The 24,729-nt window shown below is 35.0% G+C and carries 22 protein-coding genes and 3 tRNA genes; 15 read left to right on the top strand and 10 right to left on the bottom strand.

Annotated features, from left to right (window positions below; all coding sequences use genetic code 11):
• Window positions 1-14: 14 nt before the first annotated feature.
• Together CPHY_RS20340 and CPHY_RS20335 are read left to right on the top strand one after the other, a co-directional pair.
• A tRNA-Arg gene (locus CPHY_RS20340) sits at window positions 15-86 on the top strand.
• 395 nt (window positions 87-481) lie between these two features.
• Entirely contained in the window at window positions 482-1,177 is a 696-nt protein-coding gene (locus CPHY_RS20335; RefSeq protein WP_012201924.1) for a hypothetical protein, read from the top strand.
• Window positions 1,178-1,342: 165 nt separating this feature from the next.
• Here the strand turns inward: CPHY_RS20335 and CPHY_RS21095 are convergent, their stop codons facing one another.
• Both CPHY_RS21095 and CPHY_RS20325 read right to left on the bottom strand, forming a co-directional pair.
• Entirely contained in the window at window positions 1,343-2,893 is a 1,551-nt protein-coding gene (locus CPHY_RS21095) for a D-alanyl-D-alanine carboxypeptidase family protein (protein WP_012201923.1), read from the bottom strand.
• Between the two features lie 221 nt (window positions 2,894-3,114).
• The gene (locus tag CPHY_RS20325; RefSeq protein WP_012201922.1) at window positions 3,115-3,837 is read right to left on the bottom strand and encodes an L-ribulose-5-phosphate 4-epimerase; all 723 of its coding nucleotides are present in this window, start codon (window positions 3,835-3,837) and stop codon (window positions 3,115-3,117) included.
• Window positions 3,838-4,131: 294 nt separating this feature from the next.
• On the opposite strand from CPHY_RS20325, the gene CPHY_RS20320 reads away from it, so the two are divergent.
• Both CPHY_RS20320 and CPHY_RS20315 read left to right on the top strand, forming a co-directional pair.
• Window positions 4,132-4,878, top strand: a complete 747-nt coding sequence (locus tag CPHY_RS20320; protein ID WP_012201921.1) for a phosphotransferase — start codon at window positions 4,132-4,134, stop codon at window positions 4,876-4,878.
• Between the two features lie 405 nt (window positions 4,879-5,283).
• Window positions 5,284-6,045: an ATP-binding cassette domain-containing protein gene (locus CPHY_RS20315; protein ID WP_049762442.1), complete on the top strand. Its 762-nt coding sequence runs from the start codon at window positions 5,284-5,286 to the stop codon at window positions 6,043-6,045.
• Window positions 6,046-6,324: 279 nt separating this feature from the next.
• On the opposite strand, the gene adhE is transcribed toward CPHY_RS20315, so the two are convergent.
• Together adhE and CPHY_RS20305 are read right to left on the bottom strand one after the other, a co-directional pair.
• Window positions 6,325-8,943 (bottom strand): bifunctional acetaldehyde-CoA/alcohol dehydrogenase, encoded by a 2,619-nt coding sequence (gene adhE, locus CPHY_RS20310; protein ID WP_012201919.1) that lies wholly within the window; start codon window positions 8,941-8,943, stop codon window positions 6,325-6,327.
• A 210-nt stretch (window positions 8,944-9,153) separates the two neighbouring features.
• On the bottom strand, window positions 9,154-9,816 hold the full coding sequence (locus CPHY_RS20305; protein WP_012201918.1) for an SOS response-associated peptidase: 663 nt from the start codon (window positions 9,814-9,816) through the stop codon (window positions 9,154-9,156).
• Between the two features lie 630 nt (window positions 9,817-10,446).
• On the opposite strand from CPHY_RS20305, the gene CPHY_RS20300 reads away from it, so the two are divergent.
• The 3 genes from CPHY_RS20300 to CPHY_RS20290 all read left to right on the top strand — a co-directional run bounded on the left by CPHY_RS20300 (window position 10,447) and on the right by CPHY_RS20290 (window position 13,560).
• Window positions 10,447-10,713, top strand: a complete 267-nt coding sequence (locus CPHY_RS20300; RefSeq protein WP_012201917.1) for a hypothetical protein — start codon at window positions 10,447-10,449, stop codon at window positions 10,711-10,713.
• 226 nt (window positions 10,714-10,939) lie between these two features.
• On the top strand, window positions 10,940-12,133 hold the full coding sequence (locus tag CPHY_RS20295; RefSeq protein ID WP_330370861.1) for an RNA-guided endonuclease InsQ/TnpB family protein: 1,194 nt from the start codon (window positions 10,940-10,942) through the stop codon (window positions 12,131-12,133).
• Window positions 12,134-12,261: 128 nt separating this feature from the next.
• Window positions 12,262-13,560, top strand: a complete 1,299-nt coding sequence (locus tag CPHY_RS20290; protein WP_012201915.1) for a DNA polymerase Y family protein — start codon at window positions 12,262-12,264, stop codon at window positions 13,558-13,560.
• A 64-nt stretch (window positions 13,561-13,624) separates the two neighbouring features.
• On the opposite strand, the gene CPHY_RS20285 is transcribed toward CPHY_RS20290, so the two are convergent.
• A tRNA-Lys gene (locus tag CPHY_RS20285) sits at window positions 13,625-13,697 on the bottom strand.
• A gap of 297 nt (window positions 13,698-13,994) precedes the next feature.
• Window positions 13,995-14,067: transfer RNA gene (locus CPHY_RS20280), tRNA-Lys, on the bottom strand.
• Window positions 14,068-14,403: 336 nt separating this feature from the next.
• On the opposite strand from CPHY_RS20280, the gene CPHY_RS20275 reads away from it, so the two are divergent.
• Window positions 14,404-15,708: an AI-2E family transporter gene (locus CPHY_RS20275; RefSeq protein WP_012201914.1), complete on the top strand. Its 1,305-nt coding sequence runs from the start codon at window positions 14,404-14,406 to the stop codon at window positions 15,706-15,708.
• A 44-nt stretch (window positions 15,709-15,752) separates the two neighbouring features.
• Here CPHY_RS20275 and trxA read toward each other — a convergent pair whose 3' ends face one another.
• The 3 genes from trxA to trmB form a co-directional block, all read right to left on the bottom strand.
• On the bottom strand, window positions 15,753-16,064 hold the full coding sequence (trxA, locus tag CPHY_RS20270) for a thioredoxin (RefSeq protein ID WP_012201913.1): 312 nt from the start codon (window positions 16,062-16,064) through the stop codon (window positions 15,753-15,755).
• 129 nt (window positions 16,065-16,193) lie between these two features.
• Window positions 16,194-16,505: a hypothetical protein gene (locus CPHY_RS20265; RefSeq protein ID WP_041703805.1), complete on the bottom strand. Its 312-nt coding sequence runs from the start codon at window positions 16,503-16,505 to the stop codon at window positions 16,194-16,196.
• 57 nt (window positions 16,506-16,562) lie between these two features.
• The gene (gene trmB / locus CPHY_RS20260; protein WP_012201911.1) at window positions 16,563-17,207 is read right to left on the bottom strand and encodes a tRNA (guanosine(46)-N7)-methyltransferase TrmB; all 645 of its coding nucleotides are present in this window, start codon (window positions 17,205-17,207) and stop codon (window positions 16,563-16,565) included.
• A gap of 252 nt (window positions 17,208-17,459) precedes the next feature.
• On the opposite strand from trmB, the gene CPHY_RS20255 reads away from it, so the two are divergent.
• The 7 genes from CPHY_RS20255 (at window position 17,460) to rsmI (ending at window position 23,843) form a co-directional block, all read left to right on the top strand.
• Entirely contained in the window at window positions 17,460-18,899 is a 1,440-nt protein-coding gene (locus CPHY_RS20255) for an aminotransferase class I/II-fold pyridoxal phosphate-dependent enzyme (RefSeq protein ID WP_012201910.1), read from the top strand.
• A complete protein-coding gene (locus CPHY_RS20250; RefSeq protein WP_012201909.1) occupies window positions 18,892-19,482 on the top strand; it encodes a nucleoside/nucleotide kinase family protein in 591 nt (196 codons plus the stop codon). The genes CPHY_RS20255 and CPHY_RS20250 overlap by 8 nt, the downstream gene beginning before the upstream one ends.
• A gap of 274 nt (window positions 19,483-19,756) precedes the next feature.
• On the top strand, window positions 19,757-20,197 hold the full coding sequence (locus CPHY_RS20245) for a YaaR family protein (protein WP_012201908.1): 441 nt from the start codon (window positions 19,757-19,759) through the stop codon (window positions 20,195-20,197).
• Between the two features lie 21 nt (window positions 20,198-20,218).
• Complete coding sequence (gene holB / locus CPHY_RS20240; RefSeq protein WP_012201907.1) at window positions 20,219-21,211, top strand: DNA polymerase III subunit delta'; 993 nt, start codon at window positions 20,219-20,221, stop codon at window positions 21,209-21,211.
• A 96-nt stretch (window positions 21,212-21,307) separates the two neighbouring features.
• The gene (locus CPHY_RS20235; RefSeq protein ID WP_012201906.1) at window positions 21,308-22,210 is read left to right on the top strand and encodes a PSP1 domain-containing protein; all 903 of its coding nucleotides are present in this window, start codon (window positions 21,308-21,310) and stop codon (window positions 22,208-22,210) included.
• Entirely contained in the window at window positions 22,203-22,973 is a 771-nt protein-coding gene (locus CPHY_RS20230) for a tRNA1(Val) (adenine(37)-N6)-methyltransferase (protein ID WP_012201905.1), read from the top strand. Before CPHY_RS20235 ends, CPHY_RS20230 begins: the two co-directional genes overlap by 8 nt.
• 24 nt (window positions 22,974-22,997) lie before the next feature.
• A complete protein-coding gene (gene rsmI, locus CPHY_RS20225) occupies window positions 22,998-23,843 on the top strand; it encodes a 16S rRNA (cytidine(1402)-2'-O)-methyltransferase (protein WP_012201904.1) in 846 nt (281 codons plus the stop codon).
• A 238-nt stretch (window positions 23,844-24,081) separates the two neighbouring features.
• On the opposite strand, the gene CPHY_RS20220 is transcribed toward rsmI, so the two are convergent.
• Window positions 24,082-24,339 (bottom strand): AbrB/MazE/SpoVT family DNA-binding domain-containing protein, encoded by a 258-nt coding sequence (locus tag CPHY_RS20220; protein WP_012201903.1) that lies wholly within the window; start codon window positions 24,337-24,339, stop codon window positions 24,082-24,084.
• Window positions 24,340-24,729 lie beyond the last annotated feature (390 nt).

Raw genomic sequence — 24,729 nt, 5'->3', positions numbered from 1 at the left:
AATGTGTCATCCAAGTCCCCATAGTTAAACGGATATAATAAATCCCTCCTAAGGATTAGTTACAGGTTCGATTCCTGTTGGGGACGTAATAGGCTGTAGGTTAGATACCTACAGCTTTTTTTAAAGTTATTGAATTTTTGATGTTATCTATAATTTAAAAATTCTCTGGAGGGTGCGTATACGTACTATGAATTTAGTGGAGCGAGTGGGGCGTAGATGTTCTAAAGATGGAAAATTGGGGTGTTACTATCTAAAGATATAAATGTAGTATATAAGATAAAATATAAAACCAATATCATAAAAACACAGAAATTATCCGATAACTATATCGTCGGGACGAAAAAATCCAGATGATCATATTGACGGTGCAAAAACTGCACTTTTAACAGAAGTTTGAAAAATAACTTCTGATATGTTATATTATCGGAACAAAAATTACAATAGAGACATAGCTGATAAAACAGCGCAGGAGGGGTACGGATTGAAGAGCAGGAAATCAAAGGTTATTTATATTATCTTCTTTGTTGCAGCCGCTTTTTTTGCAGCATTTATCTTAATTGAATTCCATAAGGATTATCTGGCAGTAGCGCTTGCCGCTGTTTTGATGCTAATTGCCGCTTATTTTCTAGTAGATAAAATAGAACATGATATCTACCAAAAATATCAACTTGATCAATGTGATTTGGATGATAAGTTTGAGCAAGCTATGTTTGAAATGAAACGCAACTATACAAAACTTGAAAGATTAGAAAGAGCAATATATAAAGCAGCCAAAGAAGGGGATGAGGAAGAAGCGGAAAGTGTTTCTATGCTTGATATTTTAGCTCGTCTCGAGACCTTAGAAAAAAATATACAAATAGAGCAAGAAGAGAACACAAAGTTGCTTCGTCATGGAATTAGAGCATTGGTTCAATATAGTAGAGAGAATGCTCGTCAAGTAGCATTAAATACGAACGAAAATACTCAGTCTACTTTAAAAGAAATTAATCATGTTGTTTCTATGTTGGAAGGAGCACTACCGAATCTTCTTAAGAATAATCAATCAGAACTGGAAGAACAAATTGTAACATTGAATAATAATTATCATAATGAAATAGAAGGTATAACAAAAAAATTGGAACAAATCAACCACTTATTACAAGGTATAGTAGAGAGTGATAAATTAAAAACAGAGTAAGATCAATAAGAGCAGAGTAAGATCAATAAGAACAGAGTAAGATCAAATAAGAGTAGAGTAAGGTCAAATAAGAGCAGAGTAAGGTCAATAATAAGGTCAGCACTAAGAAAGGTGCTGACCTTTTGTAAGTTTGTCAAGTATAGGTAGACTCTTATAGTTTAACTTTTATTCTATATAATCTTCACGATAATTTCGGTGCATAGAATCCATTCGGCGTTTATGATTCTCATGATATCTTCTACGACGTTTCCTATGAGGTAATTCAATAAATAGTATATAATATCCAACCAAAAGAACTATAACAGTAGCTATAATTCCAAGAAGTGCTGGTTTTACTAGGGAAGAACCCTGTTTTTTTGAATCTTTTTCTTTTGTGGTTTTTGAAGTTACTGGTATATCTTCCTTATCAGAAGATTCTGAACCAAGGGTTACATTCGTTTCAGAGTCTTTAAAAATAAGTTCAGGAGGAATCAAGTAATTAGGCCATTGTGCATCAAACTCCGCCTTGGTTAAAGGATATTCTTGATTATAGTATAAAATATCAGTTGAACCAACATATTTTCCAGCATAGGAATAAGAGATTTGTCCGATGACATTATTACCGTGAACAAATTCTTTTACAGGAGTATAAGTTATTGTTTTTTCAGCATCTTTATAATCTGCTGTCACTGGTAAAACCACATTACTATTTGAACTTAAGCGCAGTGGGCTTTGATCTGGCTTAACAAAGGCAGGAAAATCTTTAAATAAAGATGTAAAAGCAGAATTATTAACACCTTCTGTATCTTCAATTCTATATAAAGCATAATTATCAAATGCAAAATCAAGTATTTTCGCAGTATCCTCATATGCGTGTAAACCGGTATCAACATGTAGAACAACGGCAATCAAGGTTAATCCATTTCGTTCTGCATAAGTAACCAATGTTGTTTTGGCTTCTGTAGTACCACCAGTTTTTCCTCCGATAGCACCATCATAATTTGAAGTCTTTCGAATAAAACGGTGATGATTTGCTAAAGGGCGTGCTACATTTTTATTAGTAGCCGGAATGGTATAAGTACGGGTACCTGTAATAGTACGAAACTCAGGTAGCATAATTGCTGCACGGCTGATTAAAGCCATATCATAGGCACAAGTATAGTGGTTATCATCATGAAGGCCATTAGGATTAACGAAATTGGAATTAACGCATCCAAGTTCTTTTGCCCTGGCATTCATCATTGCAGTAAAATCAGTCATTGAGCCTTTTGCAACATGCTCGCCAACACCAAAAGATACTTCATTCGCAGATTCCAACATAACGGCGTATAAAGCATCTTTTAAGGATAAGGATTCACCTTCCACAAGACCAATTCGGCTACTATTAAAATCAACGTCCCATTCTGCAGCATGTGACATCGTCATGGTTTCATTTAAATTACAATTTTCTATTGCTAATAAGGTAGTTAAAATTTTAGTGATACTTGCAGGATAGTGCTTATCATAAATATCTTTCTCGTATAAAATTAAACCGGTGCTAGCTTCCATGACAATAGCAGCGTCGGCATATACTTCTGGCCCGGTTGGCCAAGTAAAATCAGAAACATCAACAGTTGACGGAACATTTTCTTTGTTTGTATTGGTATCCGCATAGGCTGTGGCAGGAGAAACCGTAATTATTACGGTGACTGTAAATGCAAGGAGCCTACGGAAGTATTTTCTTAAATTAACCTTCATAAAATCCTCCAAATCGTGAGAAAAAGCGGTTGAATGCAATTGCAAAGTGATTGCAAAGCCATTAAAAAGGGATTGCAAAGCTATTGTAAAGGCAAGAATTGGATAAACGACAAGACCCCGATCAAGATAGACTTGACGGGGGGCCCGTATATTGTTATTATAAAGTATTTTTATGCATGCCGCAAGTTAAAATACTATAAATCATGGAAACAACAAAAAAACTATTCGGAACGTTTTTGACCATAGTAAGAGTTTGGACCATGTTTTCGAAGGTAGTGCTTATCTAGTAAATCCTGTTGCATGGAAGGGCAGGTGGTAGTCATATGATTACTTTGATAAAGTAGTAGAGTATGCCAAGCCATCTGGGCTACTTCCTCTAGAACAATTGCGTTTTCCACTGCTTTCATAGCACTGCTTCCCCAGGTGAATGGACCATGACTATGAACAAGAACAGATGGAACCTGATATGGATTGATGTTATGTTCTTCGAAGGTATCAATGATAACGCTACCCGTTTCTTTCTCATAGGATCCTTTGATTTCTCTTTTTGTCATTTTACGAGTGCATGGTATGGAACCATAAAAATAATCTGCATGGGTTGTACCAAGCGCAGGGATGGAAGCTCCTGCTTGTGCAAAAATAGTTGCAAAGCGAGAATGAGTATGAACAATACCACCAAGATCAGGATATGCTTGATATAATTCTATATGAGTTGGGGTATCAGAAGAAGGATTTAAGGCACCGTCAATTACATTTCCTTCTAAGTCTACCACAACCATGTCCTCTAGTTTCATATTAGTATACTCAACTCCGGATGGTTTAATTACAATATATCCTGTTTCTTTATCACGAGCAGAAACATTTCCCCATGTTAATGTAATTAATCCGTGCTTTGGTAACATCATATTAGCTTGATAAACTTCTTCTTTTAACTTTTCTAACATTTTAATTCTCCCTGTTATGTATAATAGAATGAGTATCTGTATTTATTATAGTATATACAAATATTGAAGTAAAGGAAGTATGATACTTAGAAGGAAAAGATCGCTCTAAATTTTAGTGAGTAAGTAAAGACGGGGATAGTTTTAAAATTAATATGAGATAAAGCTATACAAAATTAGCAATATATGCTATAATTATTGTATAAATCAATGGTATTTTATATAAATGTTACAAAACTATATAGAATACGAAGTATAGTATGACTTATAAAAGACTAGACGAGAGGAGAAAACATTATGAAGCTTACAAACTTAATTTCAAAAGGACAGAAAGCTAGTGTTTATCGCGATGGAGATAATGCAATTAAGGTTTTCAATAAGGAAACAAACAAAACAGACGTACTTAATGAGGCATTGAATACAACCAGAGTAGAAGAAACTGGTCTAGCAATTCCAAGTATTAGTGAGGTTGGAATTGAAAATGGACAATGGTCAATTACTATGAATTTTATTGAGGGAAAGACCTTAAGCCAATTAATAAAAGAAAATCCGGAGAAAAAAGAAGAGTACATAAACAAAATGGTTGACCTTCAACTTGAAATTCATTCTAAGAGAGCACCATTGTTAAATAAATTAAAAGATAAATTAATTCGTCAGATTAATAGCCTTGAAATGCTAGACAGTATTAAAAAATACGATTTATTAACCAGATTAGATGGTATGCCAAAGCACGTAAAGGTCTGTCACGGTGATCTCAATCCTAATAATATTATTGTATCAAATGATAATATGTATGTGATTGACTGGGTACATGCTACACAAGGAAATGCAAGTGCGGACACGGCTAGAACCTATTTGTTGTTTGCCCTAGAAGATCAAAGACTTGCAGATTATTATCTTGATGTATTTTGTAAAAAAAGCAAGACTGAGAAACGTTATGTTCAGACTTGGTTACCAATTGTAGCAGCAGCTCAGTTAAGCAAGGATAAGCCAGAAGAGAAAGATCTGCTAATGAAGTGGTTAGATGTTGTAGAATATGAATAAATAATAATATAAAGGTAATAGACAAAGAGCAAAGAGCAAAGAGCAAAGAGCAAAGAGCAAAGAGCAAGGAGCAAAGAGCAATAAGCAAAGAGTGATAAGTAATGAGTGATAAGTAATGAGTGATAAGTGATAAGTAATGAGTAGCTAGTAATTAGTAATAAGTGATTAGTAATAAGTAAAATAATGTGTAATAAATAAAGTATTAGAGACCATTTTGAGAGAAGATCCTAGATTAAGGGTATATCAAAATGGTCTCTATTTGAGTTATATTAAACTTTAAAATGTTTTGGTTAAAGAAACTACATGTGACTATACTTTAAACATAATAATGGATAACCAATATTTAGTAAAATGATTCGGTTTGTTTCAATTATATATGTAAAACATGTGTATCTTGGAGGTAAAATGAGTAAGAAAACTATTGTATTACAAGTTGTAGGGTTAACCAAACAATATAGAGGGCATAAAGTGGTAAATTGTATTTCTCTAACTGGGTATTCCAGTGAGATCTTTGGTATACTAGGTCAAAAAGGGGATGGAAAGACCACAATAATTAAGATGGTAACTGGTTTACTTAAAAAAGAAGAGGGTACCGTAATTATAGGAGGATATGACCTTGATTATAATTATGAAGATGCTATAAAAGAAATCGGTGTGCTAGGGAATTTACCCCACTTATCGGAGCACTTATCTGGGTTAGAGAACTTATATCGGTTTGCAAAAGTAAAAAAAATTGGGAAGGAGCAATTAGAAAAAGTAAAAATATTAGTTTCTTCTCAGCTAGATTTATACAAGAAAGTAAAGAACTATTCAGCTGAAATGAAACTTATGCTTTCGATAGGAATCTCTCTTCTTAGTAATCCAAAACTTATTGTACTAGATGAACCAACAAAAGATTATAATCCAATTGCTACTAGAAAGGTTAGAGAGTTTTTAAAAATAATTTCTCATGAGCAGGGAATAGGTATTGTAGTATCAAGCACTATGCTATGGGAGATGGAAAAACTCTGTGATCGTGTAATGATTCTATCAAAAGGAGTTAATCTTGGAACGATTAGTATCAAAGAATTATTAGATAAGGATAGGAATCTAGAGGATTTTTATCTAGAACAAAGTAGTTATTACGAGAGAAAAATAAATGTAGCAGAAAAAGGATGTACAGTATAAAAGATAAAGATATTTAAATATAAAAGAAGGAAGAGAAAGGGGGCTCTTCCTTCTTTTTTTATATGAACCCATAAGGGGAAGCGAGAAAGATAACACAAGATGCTATCTTTCATAATAAGGAAAAGTTCGCAAAGCGTACCTTTTCTTGCTTCACGTACGGCCCAATATGGGAGCACTCTTAAAACCTGGGAACTTAAGTGGGCGAAACCACTTTGTTATTTAATCATGTGAATCCTGTAGGGTAGGTATTATGACAAGGACCCTTCTTGCTTTCTTTTATTATTTACCGTAGTACACTTTAAGATAGATTTCCTTGATTTCCTTCATTAATGGATATCTTGGGTTAGCACCAGTACACTGATCATCGAAAGCCTGTTCAACCATAGCATCTAAAGTATCTAAGAAATATTTCTCGTCTACGCCATATTCTTTGATGGATTTCTTGATACCAACTTTTTCTTTTAATTCATCAATTGCCTTAAGAAGGTTTTCGAATTTCTCATTGTCGTTCTTTCCGGCAATACCTAAGAAGTTCGCACATTCTACATAACGATCTAACGCATGTGGGTATTGGTATTGAGAGAAAGTACCCATCTTTGTAGGAATGCTAACGGAGTTAAAGCGCATTACTTCGTTGATTAAGAGTGCGTTTGCTACACCGTGTGGTAAGTGGTGGAATGCACCTAATTTATGAGCCATGGAGTGGCAAATTCCTAAGAATGCATTTGCGAATGCCATACCAGCTAAGGTAGAAGCATCTGCCATCTTTTCTCTTGCAACCGGATCAGCGGCACCATTTTCATATGCGCTTGGAAGGTAAGCGAAGATATTCTTCATAGCTTTTAATGCTAAACCATCCGTATAGTCAGTAGCCATGATAGAAGCATATGCCTCTAATGCATGGGTAAGGGCATCAATACCGGAAGCAGAAGTTAATCCCTTAGGTTGATTCATCATCATATCGGCATCAATAATAGCCATCTTAGGAAGTAATTCGTAATCTGCAAGTGGATATTTTACGCCAGTTCTCTCATCGGTAATAACAGCAAATGGTGTAACTTCAGAACCAGTACCGGAGGAAGTTGGAACTGCGATAAAGTAAGCTTTTTCGCCCATCTTAGGGAAGGAGTAAACACGCTTTCTAATATCCATGAAACGCATTGCAAGGTCAAGGAAGTTTACTTCAGGGTGTTCATACATAACCCACATAATCTTTCCGGCATCCATTGCAGAACCACCACCGAGTGCGATAATACAGTCTGGCTCGAAGAGTCTCATCGCTTCTGCACCTTCTGTAGCACTAGCTAAAGATGGATCTGGAGCAACATCATAGTAAGTAGTATGCTGAATTCCCATAGCATCTAACTGATCAGTAACACATTTTGTATAGCCATTTTTATAAAGGAAAGCATCGGTTACAATGAATACTTTCTTTTTATTCATTACATCTTTTAATTCTGCGAGGGCTACTGGTAAACAACCCTTCTTAAAGTATACTTTCTCAGGTGCTCTAAACCAAAGCATGTTTTCTCTCCTCTCAGCAACTGTCTTAATGTTGATTAAGTGCTTTACTCCTACGTTTTCTGATACAGAGTTACCGCCCCAGGAGCCACAACCAAGAGTAAGAGATGGAGCTAATTTAAAGTTATAAAGGTCACCGATACCACCATGGGAGGATGGTGTATTTACAAGAATACGGCAAGTCTTCATAGCATCAGAAAACTTTGCAATCTTTTCTTGTCCGGTACCTACATTAATATAGATGGAAGAAGTATGGCCATAACCGCCATCTGCAACAAGACGAGCAGCTTTGCTTACTGCATCATCAAAGGATTTTGATTTGTACATAGCAAGAACTGGAGAAAGTTTCTCGTGTGCAAATTGTTCTTCTAGTTCAACGGATTCTACTTCACCAATTAAAATCTTAGCAGCTTCTGCTACATCAAATCCTGCAAGCTTTGCAATCGTATGAGCGCTTTGTCCAACAATTTTAGCGTTAAGAGCACCATTAATTAGGATTGTTTCACGAAGCTTCTGAGTCTCTTCTGGGGAGCAGATGTGGCAACCACGATCCTTGAATTCTTTCTTAGCAGCTTCATAAATCTTATCACTAATAATTACGGATTGCTCGGAAGCACAAATCATACCGTTATCAAATGTCTTAGAGTGAATAATAGAGCTTACTGCAAGGCGAACATCGCAGCTTTCATCCATAATAACAGGGGTATTACCTGCGCCAACACCAAGTGCTGGTTTACCAGAAGAATAAGCAGCCTTTACCATACCAGGTCCACCAGTTGCAAGGATGATGTCTGCATTTTTCATAACTTCATTGGTTAATTCAAGTGATGGAACATCAATCCATCCAATTATACCAGCAGGAGCACCTGCAGCAACTGCAGCATCTAAAACTACCTTAGCAGCTGCGATGGTACAGTTCTTAGCACGAGGATGTGGGCTGATGATGATTGCGTTACGAGTCTTTAAACAAAGTAATGTTTTAAAGATAGCAGTGGAGGTAGGATTGGTAGTTGGGATTACAGCTGCAACTACGCCGATTGGCTCTGCAATTTTTTTGATACCGAAGCTAGGATCTTCTTCAACCACTCCACATGTTTTTGTATCTTTGTATGCATTGTAAATATACTCTGCAGCATAATGATTCTTAATTACTTTATCTTCTACAATACCCATACCCGTTTCTTCTACAGCCATCTTTGCTAACGGAATACGTTGCTGATTGGCAGCCATGGCAGCAGCAAAGAAGATTTTATCTACTTGCTCTTGAGTGTAGGTAGCAAAGAGCTCTTGTGCTTCTTTTAACTCTCTAAATTTTGCTGTTAATGCTTCGAGAGAGTCTACTAATCCAGTTGTCTGTAATTCCACTTTTTTCGTCATAATCTTATCCTCCTAAGATGTTTTGTTTGTATTACAGAGTTTAATATCTAAAGTATATTTATCACTGTTAAATATTTAACAAACTTACATAAAAAAATTAAGCTATTTGATTCAACGTCATTTTATAATAATGTTAAAAAATTGTCAATGTACACAACTAACAAAGAAAAATAAAAATAAACTCACTTTATGGTGAATTTCATGATAACATTACCATGGAAATCTAAGTTGTTCAAATTGTGGTTCTTTTGGGGAAGTGTTAGTCCTATGCAATTGTTCTGGTATGCGTTTCATGATAGAAACTGCTTCTTCTCTGGAGGATAGCCAACCTTCAATTTCATCTTCTTTTAATAAGACAGGCATACGATTATGAATGTCTTTCATAGATTCATTTGCTGATGTTGTGAGAATAACAAAGCGATCTTCCTCTTCATCGGGATGAGATAAGCCAGCCATATAAAGGGGTTTTTCTTGCTTGGAGGTAAAATAATATTTGGTTTTGGTACCACTATGCTCCCATTCATAAAAGCCACTTGCAGGAACTACAATACGTCTAGAATCCAGATCGCTTGCAAACATTCTTTTTTCTGATGCACTTTCGCAACGTGCATTAATAATTACTTTATTTCCCTCGAAACCTTTATATCCCCAAGTCATTGCATAAGGCAGGATGTTTCCTTCTTTTCTCGCAATAATCGGAGCAGTGTTGGTTGGATAAATTTCACCAGTTTTAAACTTTCTTGGAACGTGTGTACCCTCATCGTTTGAGTCAGGTATCTGCATGCCCTCCCCCTGAAGACGTCGATCTAAATTTCTTATAATACGAAGTAACTCTTCATTGCTTTCTTCATCTACATAATAGCGCCCACACATAGTTGTTCTCCTTCCTAATACATATAAAGTATTGTTCGATATCTTTCTTTTTCCTATACCTCTAGGATATTTTAAATAGTTTCTTTGTTTTTTCAATTTCACATAAGACTTAAAAATGATATATACTATTTTTCTTTGTATCTGTATTTTCTTATATTTTAATATATATTAATGCGTAAATACAGTTATTTATATAAAACAATTGCTAACAATACAAAAGTTGCCAAAATTAGAATTATAGGCAAGCATAAAAAGAAGGCTTGTGCTTTCATAGACCTAACATCAATTTCGCTCTTCTTTTAAAGTGTAGTTTCATTCGTTCACTCTACTATTTATCTATAATAAATCCGGTGTTTGCCCAAGCATTAATATATGTTGAAATTTTCCTATTAGACAATATCAATTTCATAGCATCTACTATAAAAATGTTATAGAATACCACTTTACAACAGAACATACGTTCTGGTATAATAAACGTACATACGTTCGATATTTTTGCATAAACTATAGAAAGAAATTTATTTATAACAAGGAAAAGTTCGCGAAGTATGCTTTTACTTGGTCGTTTATTTTATACCATAGTATTTTTTGGAATGTAGCATTTAGTTGTTTGAAAAGAGGTGTAGGAAAGTGCAAAATAACATTCCCGTTGATATGATTTCCTTTTGTAGTACCTTAGGCGAGGTTAAGCCACTACGCATACGATTAGAAAATGAAGAACATGAGAGAGTTTCTGCTGACATTATAGAAATTGCATACCGTAAACAAATAAAACCATCCGGTCTAACCATTCTTATTTATGGATGTCGTTTAGAGCTGTTTGGAGAAATTCGTTTGGCTGAACTTCACTATCATATTGACTCGGGTAAATGGACTTTGTTTCGAATGGTAAGTTAAAAGGTTATGTTATTTAAGGAGATAATACTACTTTAGCTATCTAAGATGTTGGAAAATGTGTCCAAGAGTGTTTAAATATACTTAAACGAGTTGATAAACATATGAAGCACATAACAAATATAAGACTAAAGATTTCCTGAACTACTCAATGTATTGGTCAAGACACTTCAAAGATGGGATAGAGCGGGGATTCTTGTAGCAAAAAAGCCTACGGATATAGAGGAGGATGAAGAGATTGCAAAGAGCATACAAAGTGGAATTAAAACCAACGAACCAGCAGATACAGAAGATTAATCAATGTTTAGGCGTTTGCAGATGGCTTTATAACGCTTATCTTGCTAAGAACCAATCACTTTATCAAGACTTTAAAGAGGGTAAGCTTAATAAGAAAAAAGCCTTTATGTCAGCCAATGACTTTGATAAGTACATTAATAATGATATTAAAGTTTTAGATGATTGCAAGTGGATTAATGATTGTGGTAGTAAAGCTAGAAAAAAAGCTATTTGTAATGCAGAATTTGCGTATAAGAAGTTTTTTAAAGGTGAAGCACAATTTCCACGTTTTAAGAAGAAAGGTAAGTCTAAAGTAGGTTTATATTTTCCAAAGAATAATAAAACCGATTTCAAGATTGAACGTCATAAAATTAATATACCTACACTTAAATGGGTTAGGCTTAAGGAATTTGGATATATCAAGGCCAATGCAAACGTCATTAGTGGTACGGTCACAGAACAAGCAGGAAAATATTATATTTCAATTGTTTGTGAAGTAGAAGAAGTTAAGAACTCCTTACCTAAAACAGAGCCATTAGGACTAGATTTAGGAATAAAAGATTTTGCTATTTTTAGTAATGAAATAGTTAAGAAGAACATCAATAAGACTTCAAGAGTAAAGAAATTAGAAAAGAAGTTAAAACGTGAACAAGTAAGGCTTTCAAGGAAATATGAATGTCTTAAAAAACAAAATAAAATAAGAAAAGGGGAGACCACTAGACAGAATATTCGTAAGCAAATAGTCAAAGTACAAAGACTTCAACAAAGATTAGCGAACATTCGTACTGATTACATTAATAAATGTGTGTCTGAAATAGTAGGACAAAAACCAAGTTCAATAACTATTGAAGATTTGAATGTAAAAGGCATGATGAAAAATCGCCACTTATCAAAAGCAGTTGCTGGGCAAAAGTTTTATGAGTTCAGAATAAAACTTACCAACAAATGTAAACAAAACGATATTGAACTTAGAATAGTAGATAGATGGTATCCATCTTCTAAGCTTTGCTCATGTTGTGGAAATGTCAAAAAAGACTTAAAACTTTCTGACAGAATTTATGTTTGTAAAGAGTGTGGTCTAGTAATTGATAGGGATTATCAAGCTAGTATTAATCTTAGAGAAGCAAAAACTTACATGATAGCATAACCACGTTACTGTAAGTATGTACCCAAGGCTATTTGGGGAATTTACGCCCTCGGAGTGTTATAGCAAATGAGAGTAGTGTATTATAACAATCACCAAATCAGACACGTTGAACAGGGAATAATCTCGATATGGGTAGATTTGTCCATATTTTGAGTGGCAGTGTAGCAATGCAGGAAAAGATTTTTTTTCATATTGATGTTAACTCTGCGTTTCTTAGCTGGGAGGCTGCTTATCGACTTCATGTTTTAGGGGAAAGCGTGGACTTGCGAGAAATCCCTTCTGTAATTGGAGGAGATAAAGAAAATAGGCATGGAATAGTTTTAGCGAAATCTACTTCTGCTAAAAAACTAAAAATTCACACAGGTGAAGCTCTAGGGGCAGCAGTACAAAAATGCCCAAATTTAGTAATCATTCCACCAAATTACCAAAGGTATGTAAAAGCATCAAAATCATTAATGGAGATTTTACACAGGTTTTCTCCGAAAGTAGAGCAGTATTCGATTGATGAAGCTTTTGTTGATATGAGTGGGAGTGAATTGTTATATGGGGGACCTGTTATTGTTGCAAATAATCTAAAAGATTTGATTGAAGAGGAGTTAAAATTTACGGTAAATATTGGTGTGTCTTCGAACAAATTATTAGCAAAGATGGCAGGGGAGTTAAAGAAGCCGAATTTGGTGCATACGATGTTTCCAGAGGAGATTCCAAAGAAGATGTGGCCGTTACCGGTAGGAGAGTTATTTTTTGTAGGAAGAGCGACAGAAAAAAAACTCTTTAACCTGGGAATTAAGACGATAGGGGAGCTAGCACAAACAGATGTAAAAATATTGAAAGCTCATTTTGGGAAGTATGGGGAAGTACTTTACCAGTTTTCACATGGAATCGATGAATCCCCCCTTTTTGTTCCTTTAGAAGCAAATAAGGGGTATGGCAATTCCGTAACGACACCTTACGATATTGTTACGATGGAGCATGCAAATCTCGTTTTGCTATCGTTAAGCGAAACAGTATGTACGAGACTTCGAATGGATGGCGTAAAAGGGCAATGTGTGTCTGTTTCGGTTACAACAGATACTTTTCAGAGGGCCTCTCATCAAGGGATGCTTTTTTCGGCTTCTAATACGACGATGGAGGTATACCGTTTTGCTTGCCGTTTATTTAAGAATCTATGGGATGGAAGGACGCCAATTAGACAAATGGGCGTGCACACAAGTAGGATTACCAAGGAGAGTACGATGCAGTATAACCTATTTGATTGGGATCGCTATGAGAAATTGAGTAAATTGGATGAAACAATAGATTCTATACGAAAGAGGTACGGAGACGATTCTGTGATGAGAGCTTGTTTTTTAAATACAAGTACTTATCATATGCATGGAGGAATATCAAAAGAAAAGAAAACGGGAATTACAAAGCCGCTGCGGTAGGGAATTAGACAAGAAAAAGTCCTCACCCAGCGACTCTTGCGTTCGCCAAACGAGGACTTTATGATGCGTCTTCAGGGGCTCGAACCCTGGACACCCTGATTAAGAGTCAGGTGCTCTACCAACTGAGCTAAAGACGCGTATTCGGTATCAACAATTAGTTATTATATAGGAAGTGGACAAGAATTGCAAGTATTTTTTTAAATTTTTTAAAATTTCTTAAAAAAGAACAGAAACTCCTTTAAAACGATATAAATATCGACAAGAGATAAAATGTTCCCCTCTATTTTATAATAATGCAAAGCCTTTTCTAATGCAGAGTAATTTTTAATGTGGAGCAACTTTTAATGCAAAGCGTTTTTTAATGCTCTGCATTTTCTTATCGATTAAAAAAGTCCTCACCCAGCAGCTATTATCTGCCAAACGAAGACTTCTAATGCGTCTTCAGGGGCTCGAACCCTGGACACCCTGATTAAGAGTCAGGTGCTCTACCAACTGAGCTAAAGACGCATAACCATATTTAAAAAGTTGTTCTATCTCGTGAACGCAAAAATTATTATATACGATGGTATTAGAAAAAGCAAGCATTTTTTATAAAAAATAAAATGTTATATTATTCCATAGATGTTTGCGTGGCACACTGGAATGAAAAGTAACGTCTAAGTCAAATGATTCTTGTTAATAATACGATTGAAAGTCAAAAGAATTACAATTACCGTTGATTATAGTTCTTGAAACCGATATAATGCATATAGTATGAAAATTACAATGGAAGTAAGGGGGAGGAAATATAGAAATTATACCCGTTACTCTCCAATGTAAATAGAAAATAAAAGGGGTTAATAAATGGCGAAAAAGTTAAAACTTTCTGGAATAAACAAGAAGAAAAAAGCTGTAGTTCATGAAGAGACCGGTAAAATTAAGGTAATAGTTCTAAAGGAAGAGAAGGTGTCTGAAGAACAGGAAAAAGAAATAGTAGAGCGTCCTAAGGATTACAAATTCCGATTCGAGCCAACCAAAAAGTATTTTACCATTAGTGTATATGCATTTTGTGTCATTGCACTTTCTATTATATTTAAGTTAGCATTAGAAAATATTCCTTCTTTTTCAACAGGCCTAAAAAACTTTGGGGTAGTGATACAACCATTTATCGCTGCTTTCTTTATTGCTTTTATTGTAAATCCAATTGTGAAAGCGTTAGCGGATCGATTTTATGGCAAAATGCTAAATATAAAGAAACCAAAAGTCTGTTTGGCTCTAGGTATTGCTACCACTTACATTATAATTATTGCAGTCATAGTAGTAAGTTTTACTTATATCATACCGCAGGTTACAAATAGCATAACGGAATTAGTTTTAAATAGCGATGCTTTATATAAAAAGGGTGAAACCTGGTTAAATGATATTGGTGAAAAGTTTCCAATACTTGATACGGGATATATACAAGATAAAATTGAAGCATCTTTACCACAATTACTTTCTTTTGGAACAGACTTTGTTAAAAATGTATTACCAAAGATATTAAATGTCTCAATTTCAATTGCGAAGACAGCGATTAATATTTTATTATCAATTGCGATCTCTATTTATATGCTATATGATAAAAGGATGTTATCAAAAAATGCAGCACGTATAATCTATGCATTTATTCCGAAAAAGAAAGCAGATTCCTTCCTTGATGTAACAAGGGAATGTGGATCAATCTTTACAGGTTTTATTGTTGGAAAGACGATTGATTCCACCATTATTGGTATTCTTTGCTTTATATTAATGTCAATCCTTAGACTGCCATATGCGATCTTAATCAGCGTTATTGTAGGAGTTACGAATATGATTCCTTACTTTGGACCATTTATCGGAGCGGTACCAGGAATACTTTTATTTTTATTTATCAGTCCTATTCAAGCATTAGTCTTTGCGATTATGATACTTGGCCTACAGCAGTTTGATGGCTGGATTTTAGGACCTAAGATTCTTGGTGATTCAACTGGGCTAACTCCTTTATGGGTTATTTTTGGTATTACAGTCGGAGGTGCTTACGGCGGTGTAATAGGAATGTTTTTAGGAGTTCCTTTCGTTGCAGTGATTGCTTATCTAGCAGGTATGTTTATTACGGGACGTTTAAAGAAACGCAATATAGAAATACGATAAAAAAATCCTGTTCCTAGCAAAGAGTGCTAGGAACAGGATTTTTCTTATGCATTTAACATATCCTCTAATTTTTGTTTTGCAACAACGCCTACCATTGTTTCAATTGCTTTTCCATTCTTAAAGAAGATTAAAGTTGGAATTGACATAACGCGAAATGCTGCTGCTGTTTCTGGAGAATTATCTACGTTAAGTTTGCCAATCTTTATTTTACCTTCATACTGGTCATGTAATTCTTCGATGATTGGTGCCATCATTTTACATGGTCCGCACCAATCTGCATAGAAATCTACCAAAACTGGTAAATCGGATTGAATTACTTCTTTTTCAAAATTTTCATCAGTAAATATTAGTGCCATATTAGTACCTCCGTTGTATGGTATAGATAATTTAATAGTTCCTTTGTCACTTGTTATCAAATCAGGTATCATTCACCTTTTGGTATTTTACCCTTATTCAAAGAGTTTTAACCTGTTTAGCTAGGATTACTATTTGGAAGGTTTATTACCCGAAGCATTTGGCTTATTTCCAGAATTATTCGGTCTGTTTCCAGAATTATTCGGTCTGTTCCCCGCATTATTCGGTTTGTTCCCTGCGGTATTTGGTTTGTTCCCTGCGGTATTTGGTTTGTTATCTGCAGGCTTGTTATCTGTAGTACCAACCTTCTTCTTTAGGAGGTTGGAATTTTTCAGCAAACCATCTACAGCATCCCAAGAACTTTTTAAGTCTAATGCTCTCTTGTTAAGGTTTTGATTGGACATAAGGGTATGTGACAACCTAGTTTTTGGAGAATTTTTCATAATACACCAGCTATGCTTTTTTTATAATCATATTACGGTAATTAGAAAAATATCCAATTATTCTTTCTCTCGAAAGGCAACTAAGCGATGAATAGGATTTCCCATAGAGGAAAAACGTTCTTCATATTCCGTCATGATGTTACCCTCCACATACTCACTATGATGTAAATCAAAAGTTACATCTCGCAATTGCCATCCGGATAGAGTTACTTGTTCGAGTGAAAAGTCGAATAAGTCTCTATTATCCGTTTTAAAGGCTACATAGCCATCCTTTACTAAGAACTGATCATAGCGTGCTAGGAACTCGCTAGAAGTTAATCTTCTTTTTGAGTGGCGATCTTTTGGCCATGGATCAGAGAAGTTTAAGTAGATTCGATCTACTTCAGAAGGAGCAAAAATATCAGTGATAGATTCTGCGTCAAAACGAAGAAAATAAAGATTATCCCCTTCATATTCCTCTCTTTTTTCGATGGCACGTAGTAATACGCTAGAGTATTTTTCTATGCCTATATAATTTATATTAGGATTTTGCATTGCTAGAGAAGTGATAAATTGACCCTTTCCCATGCCTATTTCAATGTGTATGGGATTGTTATTACCAAATACTTCGTGCCATTTACCTTTCTTTTGTTCCGGATCATGAACGACATAGTCATTTTGTGCTATATATTCTCTTGAGCCGGGAATATTTCGAAGTCGCATGTTACTCCTACCTTTCTAAACCGATTAAGGTGTGTCAACCTAAAATTAATTATACTTGTTATCTTATTATTCGTCAATTAGTACTGTCCATACATTAGACTGCTTGATGGGGCTTTTTCTTGTGTTTTAAAGTTTTGTACGCTATAATATCGGTAAGTTATTGTGAAATAAAATGCATTTCACTTCTTATTTGACTAGGTGTTATTAGAATGAGAAATACGGAATCAATGGATAGAAAAGAGGAGTGGCAAGGTGAATTTATATAAAAAGTTACAGGAGTATGCAAAAACAGAATATTATCCGATGCATATGCCTGGCCACAAGAGAAATAAAGAATGGTTTATGGATAATCCATATGCTCTTGATATTACCGAAATCGATGGTTTTGACAATTTGCATGATGCGGAAGAGATATTAAAAGAAGCAATGGAGGAGACTGCAGAGTTATTTCAGACGAAGCAGAGCTTTTTCCTAGTAAACGGTAGTACGTGTGGAATTTTAGCAGGAATTTCCGCAATGACAAATCGCGGAGATAAGGTAGCAATCGCAAGAAATTCGCATCAGGCAGTCTATCATGCAATCTATCAAAGACAGTTAAAGCCAGTATATCTTTATCCATCCATGTTGCAGTATGGGATAGCAGGGCAAATCACAGTAGATTCTGTAACTCAAACTCTTGAGGATAATCCTGATATTACTCTTGTTGTATTAACATCTCCTACTTATGAAGGGATTGTCTCTGACATTAAAAAAATTGCTGAGGTAACTCATCGATATGGAGCAGTACTTTTGGTAGATGAGGCACATGGAGCGCATTTGTTATTTCAAGGTGGGAATGAAAAGAGTGCACTGGAAGGTGGAGCGGATGTTGTAATTCAGAGCACACATAAGACGTTGCCAGCATTTACACAAACGGCACTTTTGCATCGAAATAGTGATTTGGTATCAGAAAAAGCAATAAAATATTTTTTAAAAATATATGAGACTAGTAGTCCTTCTTATTTGTTAATGGCAAGTTTGGTAAAATGTATGGATTTTTTAAGGTTAGAAAGAGAAGAAAAATTTAAACTCTACCTAGAACACTTAGATTATGTATATGAAAAACTTGCTCAACTAAAAAATCTTACTCTTTGGAATCCAGAACACAAAGATGCCTCTAAGCTCGTAATTGCGTCAAATCATAAGGATATCACCGGAAAGATGTTATATGAGGAGTTAAGGACAAAGTATCTTATTCAACCAGAGATGGCATCGAAAGATTATGTGTTATGTATGACAAGTGTGTGTGATACAAAAGAAGGTTTTGATCGATTAATTAAGGCAATCCTATCGATAGAAGAGGATATTGAAAACGGACGATTTTTTGAGAATATAAATCAAACGTTCATAGAGATAGAATTCTTTGAAAGCGAATTAAATCAACTGCAAGAGCCTATGCGATCTTATGAGACTTATGAACTTGATGGGTGCAAGGAAGAGGTAGTCCCGCTTATGAAAAGCGAAGGACGGGTTGTACTAGATTATGTATATCTTTATCCACCAGGGATTCCTCTTTTGGTTCCAGGAGAGATTATTGATAGGCCTATGATAGAAAAACTTCTTCTCTTTAAGCAAGCTGAATTAAGTGTTAATGGTCTTTTAGAGGAGGAAGGGGACTTCATTACAGTAAAAGCAGGAGAAAAGCATGTCTAAAATTTTTGTAATCATGGGAAAGAGCGCGACCGGGAAAGATACGGTCTATAAAAAGCTGATTGAATCGAAGGAGCTTATGCTTAAGACAGCGGTTGGTTATACAACTAGACCAATTCGCAAAGGGGAAAGAAATGGCGTAGAGTATCGCTTTGTGACCGTTAATGAGATGGAAAATCTAAAAGAGAAAGGTCTGATTATTGAGCATAGATCTTACGATACGGTACATGGTGAATGGCATTATTTTACCGTTAATGATGAACAAATTATTTTTGGTAAGAATGATTATCTTCTTATTAGTACATTAGAGGGCTTTGTCCAAATAAGAAAATATTTTGGTAAGGATACCGTAATTCCTATTTATATTGAAGTTGCGGATGACATACGATTAGAAAGATCAATTGTTCGAGAGAGAAAACAAGAAAGTCCTAAGTATGCGGAGGTTTGCAGAAGGTATCTCGCAGATGAGGAGGATTTCTCAGAAGAAAAATTAATGGAAGCTAATATTATAAAACGGTATAAAAATGTCGATTTAAATGATTGTATAAATGAAATCGTGAATGATATTAAGAGTTTTCAGATATAAAACTTTCATTATATTAAAAATTATACCATTTATGAAATTAGCCGATAGGGATAGGGGAGTTTCATAAATGATCGTAATAGGTAGAATGAAAGAAAATGCTATAATTTATAGGTACCGTATGGTATAATGGCGTTAGATATTATATCACAGTACTTATGCTTTGACGCTATGTTTTCAAGTGTACAAAACGAGACGAAGTGCCGCAATCATGATTACACATGATTACGACATAATATTTAATATCAAATGATACGGTGAATGGGGAGGCGAGCGCATGGAGATTAAGGTGAATCAATTACAGCAAATCAATCAGACAGAGGTGAAAGCTCCTGTTCCTAATGGAGATGATTCTTTTCGCTTTACCTTAATTAGTAATATTGAGGAGCAGTCACTTCAGGCGCGTTTAAATCTATTAGTAGAGGAAATTTCCACTCAAGGTAAACGAATCACCAAGCACATGGATGTTACGGATATGAGAAGATATAGGGAATTAATCAAGGAATTTATGAATGAGGTTGTAAATCGATCTCATAAATTTTCACGTCAGAATTTTTTAGATAAACGCGGAAGACACCGAGTATATGGTATGATAAAACTAATCGATAAAACCTTAGATGAATTAGCATTGGAGCTAATCAAAGAGGAAAAGGATACCATCGCAATCTTAAGTCGCATAGATGAAATTAGAGGATTATTACTGGACTTGTTGGCATAGTTTTAGAAAGGCAGGGAAAACATGAATACCTTTAAAGATGTCATTGGGCATGAAGAAATTGTGAATCATCTTCAAAACGCAATCAAAACCAATAAGGTTTCTCACGCGTATATCTTTCAAGGGGAAGATGGAATCGGAAAAAACTTTGTTGCAAATATTTTTGCTGCTGCTCTTTTGTGTAGTGAACATGGAACCAATCCATGTACCAAATGTAAATCCTGCTTACAAGCAGTTTCAGGAAATCAGCCAGATATTCGTAGAATCACTCATGAGAAAGCGAGTATTGGTGTAGATGATATAAGACTTCAGTTAAATAATGACATTGCAATTAAGCCTTATGTTGGCCCTTATAAAATCTATATCATAGATGAAGCGGAGAAGATGACAGAGCAAGCTCAAAATGCTCTCTTGAAAACAATTGAAGAACCGCCCGGGTATGCAATAATTCTATTATTAACAAACAATAGCAATTCTTTTTTACCAACGATATTATCCCGCTGCGTTTTACTTAATTTTAAAGCAGTGGACAAGAATAAAATCAAACAATATCTCATAGACGAAGAACATATCGTGGAGTATCAAGCACAAATCAGTGCATCCTTTTCCGGAGGTAATTTGGGGAAAGCGATTAAGTATGCGACCTCAGAACGATTTGTAAAGATGAAGGAGGATATCATTCATCTCATGAATAATATGGAGGGAATGGACCTTAGTGATATTGCAGAAGCGGTCAAATATTTCTCAGAAAATAAAAGTGATATTTTAGACTGCTTGGATTTAATGCTTCTATGGTATCGAGATATTTTAATGTTTAAGGCGACGCAGGATGGCAATCTTTTAGTATATAAGGAAGAATTGTCTACCATTAAAAAGCAAGCAAAATTAACCAGCTTTGAAGGGTTAGAGCAAATAATACAGGCGTTTAGTACGGTCAAAGAACGATTGAATGCAAATGTAAATTTTGAAGTAGCAATGGAACTTTTATTACTTTCTATGAAGGAAAGTTATCAATAGATGTTATATAGGAATATTCAACTGAAATCATTACTCTTTCTAATTGGATATTCGTATAGCTAAGAGTTAATGAAAAGGGAGAGAGGATAAAAAACTATGATTAATGTAATCGGCGTACGTTTTCGAAGAGCTGGTAAGATTTATTTTTTTGATCCAGCTGGTTTTTCGATTAAACAAGGGGATAATGTAATTGTTGAGACCGCAAGAGGTGTAGAATATGGTAATGTAGTTCTCGGGCCAAGAGATGTAGAAGAGAGCCAAGTGGTACAGCCATTAAAACAGGTTATGAGAACGGCAACACCAGAAGACGATGAAATAGAGCATAAAAACAAAGAGAAGGAAGAAGAAGCATTTCGCATCTGTATGGAGAAGATTACAAAACATCAGCTTGACATGAAGTTGATTGATTGTGAGTATACGTTTGACAATAACAAGGTATTGTTTTATTTTACTGCAGATGGAAGAATTGATTTCCGAGAATTAGTAAAGGATTTGGCTTCGGTCTTTAAGACAAGAATTGAATTACGTCAAATTGGTGTACGTGATGAAACCAAAATTGTTGGTGGTATCGGAATCTGTGGAAGACCTCTATGCTGTCATACGCACTTATCTGAGTTTGCGCCTGTTTCTATTAAGATGGCAAAGGAACAAAATCTTTCCTTAAATCCGACTAAAATATCTGGCGTATGTGGAAGATTAATGTGCTGTTTAAAAAATGAGGAAGAGGCATATGAGGACTTAAATAGTAGGCTTCCAAGTGTAGGTGATTTTGTAACTACGGGTGATAATCTTCGTGGTGAAGTAACAAGCGTTAGCGTATTAAAACAATTGGTAAAAGTCATCGTAGTATTAGAAAATGATGAAAAAGAGATTCGTGAATACAAAGTAAGTGACCTTCGCTTTAAGCCAAAGAAGAAAAAAGAGAAAGTGCTTCTTGATGAGGAACTTCGTGCACTTGAAGCGTTGGAAAGAAAAGAAGGTAATCATCTGGATGATTAATACAGAGAAAATTTCTATAACACAAAAAGAAGAACTTCTTTTTGAAGGAGAGAGATTGGATGATTTACATCGTAATGGTTATAAAATAATTCAAAACCCTGAGAAATTTTGTTTTGGAATGGATGCTGTTTTGTTATCTGGTTTTGCTAAAATAAAACCAGAGGAATCTACTCTTGATATGGGTACAGGGACAGGAATTATTCCTATTTTATTAGCAGGGAAGACAAAAGGAAAACACTTTACAGGTCTTGAGATTCAGGAAGAGAGTGCAGACATGGCAAGAAGAAGTGTTCTCTATAATGATTTACAAGATCGGATAGAAATAGTAAAGGGCGATATTAAAGAGACCTCTAAGATATTTGGAGGGGGCTCTTTTGATGTCGTTACGTGTAACCCTCCTTATATGAATAATCAACACGGGTTAGTAAATCCTACTATGCCTAAGGCGATTGCGAGACATGAAATATTATGTAGCCTTGAGGATGTGATAAGAGAAGCTGCTAAAGTTCTAAAACCAAACGGAAGATTTTATATGGTGCATCGTCCTCATCGCTTGGTTGAAATATTTTCTATCATGCGTCAATATAAATTAGAACCAAAACGGATGAAATTGGTACATCCCTATGCCGACAAAGAGCCAAACATGGTTCTTATCGAAGGTTTGCGTGGTGGAAACCCAATGATTACGATAGAAGCACCGCTTGTTGTCTATCGTGAGGTAAATGTTTATACCGATGAGATTTATGATATCTATGGTTATTAGTTTCAATGGGTGTTAGGAGGAATCATGTCAGGAAAATTATATTTGTGTGCCACTCCAATTGGTAACTTGGAGGATATGACCTTTCGTGCTGTAAGGACATTATCTGAGGTAGATTTAATTGCCGCAGAGGACACAAGAAATAGTATTAAGTTATTAAATCATTTTAATATTAAAACGCCGATGACGAGCTATCATGAATTTAATAAGATAGAAAAAGGTAAGCATCTAATAGAAGAGATGCTACAAGGAAAAAACGTGGCGTTAATTTCCGATGCAGGAACCCCTGGAATTTCAGATCCGGGAGAAGAGCTAGTTCAGATGGCATATGAGGCAGGAATTGTAGTGACTTCTTTACCAGGAGCCTGTGCGTTAATAACAGCTTTAACAATTTCCGGACGGTCTACCAGAAGGTTTGTATTTGAAGCTTTTTTACCAGTAGATAAAAAAGAACGTCATTCCATTCTTGAGGAGCTTGTCAATGAGACAAGAACAATTATTCTATATGAAGCGCCACATCGGTTAGTAAAGACTCTAAATGCTCTCCATGAGGTTCTTGGCAATAGAAGAATTACAGTCTGTAGAGAATTAACAAAAAGATATGAAACTGCATTCTTAACTACGATAGAAGATGCACTTGCCTTCTATACTGATAGTGAACCAAAAGGAGAGTGTGTGGTACTAATTGAAGGGCGTACAAGGGAAGAACTGAAGAAAGAAGAACAGGAGCGATGGGCAGAGTGGACATTAGAAGCCCATATGGATTACTATCTCGGACAAGGGTTAAGTAAGAAGGAAGCCATGAAATTAGTTGCTTCTGACCGAGGCGTTTCAAAAAGAGAAATTTATTCGCAACTTCTTGAGCAAGAATAAAGGATATAAAAAAGTATAGAAAAAATGCTTTGATTGTAAGCATGATTTTCTATACTTTTTTTGCTGCCAAAGTATGCCTTCTAGCTATATTATATCTGATTTTAAATCAGGCAATATTCGAAGGAATGATTTACTTCAAAATATAAGAGTAATTGGATTTTGCAGAGCCATAAACAATAATTGAATATTTATACTGCATTATGTAGAACTCTTATATGTTAGGTTGTACCAAGTTTAATTACTCAATAATTCCTGCAAGTTTTGCTAGTTCCATAATAGAACTCTTAGCGACTTTCTTACCGCAATAATCTACTAAATCATCTTTACTTCCACTGAAGATATCAGCTGGTTCATATTTCTGAAGAATAATCTTACCCTCATCTACGAAGATTTCCAATGGATCTCTCTCGCTAACACCAAGTGTTCTTCTTAATTCAATAGGAAGTGTGATGCGGCCTAGCTCGTCAAGCTTTCTAACGATACCTGTACTTTTCATTATAGTACTCCTTTCAATGTCAAACAAACATATAAACTGTCAAATCTTGTAATTATTTTGAATTACTTACTATAAATTATCATATAAAGACAGGTGAAGTCAATTCAAAAAAATGTTACATTCTAGCATTTTTTTAAGATGCATATTCACAAAATGTAAAATAAGTGTATAGTTTCGTCAAAGTTAACGTTTTCAACCTATTATTCACTTGTTAAAAAGAGAAATTGTAAAAATATGGCGAACTATCAGAAAATAAGACATTATGTAAATTATTATATATAATTAGATGTATTAGTTTATGATTGTAAGCATTTTCATTTCTTTTACTAGATGTTTTGGAATTTACAATTATTACCTTTATGTTATCCGAAAATAAAAAAGGCATATCTA

The sequence above is a fragment of the Lachnoclostridium phytofermentans ISDg genome (assembly GCF_000018685.1).
Lineage (GTDB): Bacteria > Bacillota > Clostridia > Lachnospirales > Lachnospiraceae > Lachnoclostridium > Lachnoclostridium phytofermentans.
Note: the sequence above shows the minus strand (reverse complement) of the source record. Positions and strands in the feature narration are given on the sequence as shown.

Bases quoted from the DNA above. Each gene is read 5' to 3' on its own strand.
- CPHY_RS21095 (WP_012201923.1), bottom strand. From the start codon at position 2,893: ATGAAGGTTAATTTAAGAAAATACTTCCGTAGGCTCCTTGCATTTACA.
- CPHY_RS20325 (WP_012201922.1), bottom strand. From the start codon at position 3,837: ATGTTAGAAAAGTTAAAAGAAGAAGTTTATCAAGCTAATATGATGTTA.
- CPHY_RS20320 (WP_012201921.1), top strand. From the start codon at position 4,132: ATGAAGCTTACAAACTTAATTTCAAAAGGACAGAAAGCTAGTGTTTAT.
- CPHY_RS20315 (WP_049762442.1), top strand. From the start codon at position 5,284: ATGAGTAAGAAAACTATTGTATTACAAGTTGTAGGGTTAACCAAACAA.
- adhE (WP_012201919.1), bottom strand. From the start codon at position 8,943: ATGACGAAAAAAGTGGAATTACAGACAACTGGATTAGTAGACTCTCTC.
- CPHY_RS20305 (WP_012201918.1), bottom strand. From the start codon at position 9,816: ATGTGTGGGCGCTATTATGTAGATGAAGAAAGCAATGAAGAGTTACTT.
- CPHY_RS20295 (WP_330370861.1), top strand. From the start codon at position 10,940: ATGAAGAGATTGCAAAGAGCATACAAAGTGGAATTAAAACCAACGAAC.
- CPHY_RS20290 (WP_012201915.1), top strand. From the start codon at position 12,262: ATGGGTAGATTTGTCCATATTTTGAGTGGCAGTGTAGCAATGCAGGAA.
- CPHY_RS20275 (WP_012201914.1), top strand. From the start codon at position 14,404: ATGGCGAAAAAGTTAAAACTTTCTGGAATAAACAAGAAGAAAAAAGCT.
- trxA (WP_012201913.1), bottom strand. From the start codon at position 16,064: ATGGCACTAATATTTACTGATGAAAATTTTGAAAAAGAAGTAATTCAA.
- CPHY_RS20265 (WP_041703805.1), bottom strand. From the start codon at position 16,505: ATGAAAAATTCTCCAAAAACTAGGTTGTCACATACCCTTATGTCCAAT.
- trmB (WP_012201911.1), bottom strand. From the start codon at position 17,207: ATGCGACTTCGAAATATTCCCGGCTCAAGAGAATATATAGCACAAAAT.
- CPHY_RS20250 (WP_012201909.1), top strand. From the start codon at position 18,892: ATGTCTAAAATTTTTGTAATCATGGGAAAGAGCGCGACCGGGAAAGAT.
- CPHY_RS20245 (WP_012201908.1), top strand. From the start codon at position 19,757: ATGGAGATTAAGGTGAATCAATTACAGCAAATCAATCAGACAGAGGTG.
- holB (WP_012201907.1), top strand. From the start codon at position 20,219: ATGAATACCTTTAAAGATGTCATTGGGCATGAAGAAATTGTGAATCAT.
- CPHY_RS20235 (WP_012201906.1), top strand. From the start codon at position 21,308: ATGATTAATGTAATCGGCGTACGTTTTCGAAGAGCTGGTAAGATTTAT.
- CPHY_RS20230 (WP_012201905.1), top strand. From the start codon at position 22,203: ATGATTAATACAGAGAAAATTTCTATAACACAAAAAGAAGAACTTCTT.
- rsmI (WP_012201904.1), top strand. From the start codon at position 22,998: ATGTCAGGAAAATTATATTTGTGTGCCACTCCAATTGGTAACTTGGAG.
- CPHY_RS20220 (WP_012201903.1), bottom strand. From the start codon at position 24,339: ATGAAAAGTACAGGTATCGTTAGAAAGCTTGACGAGCTAGGCCGCATC.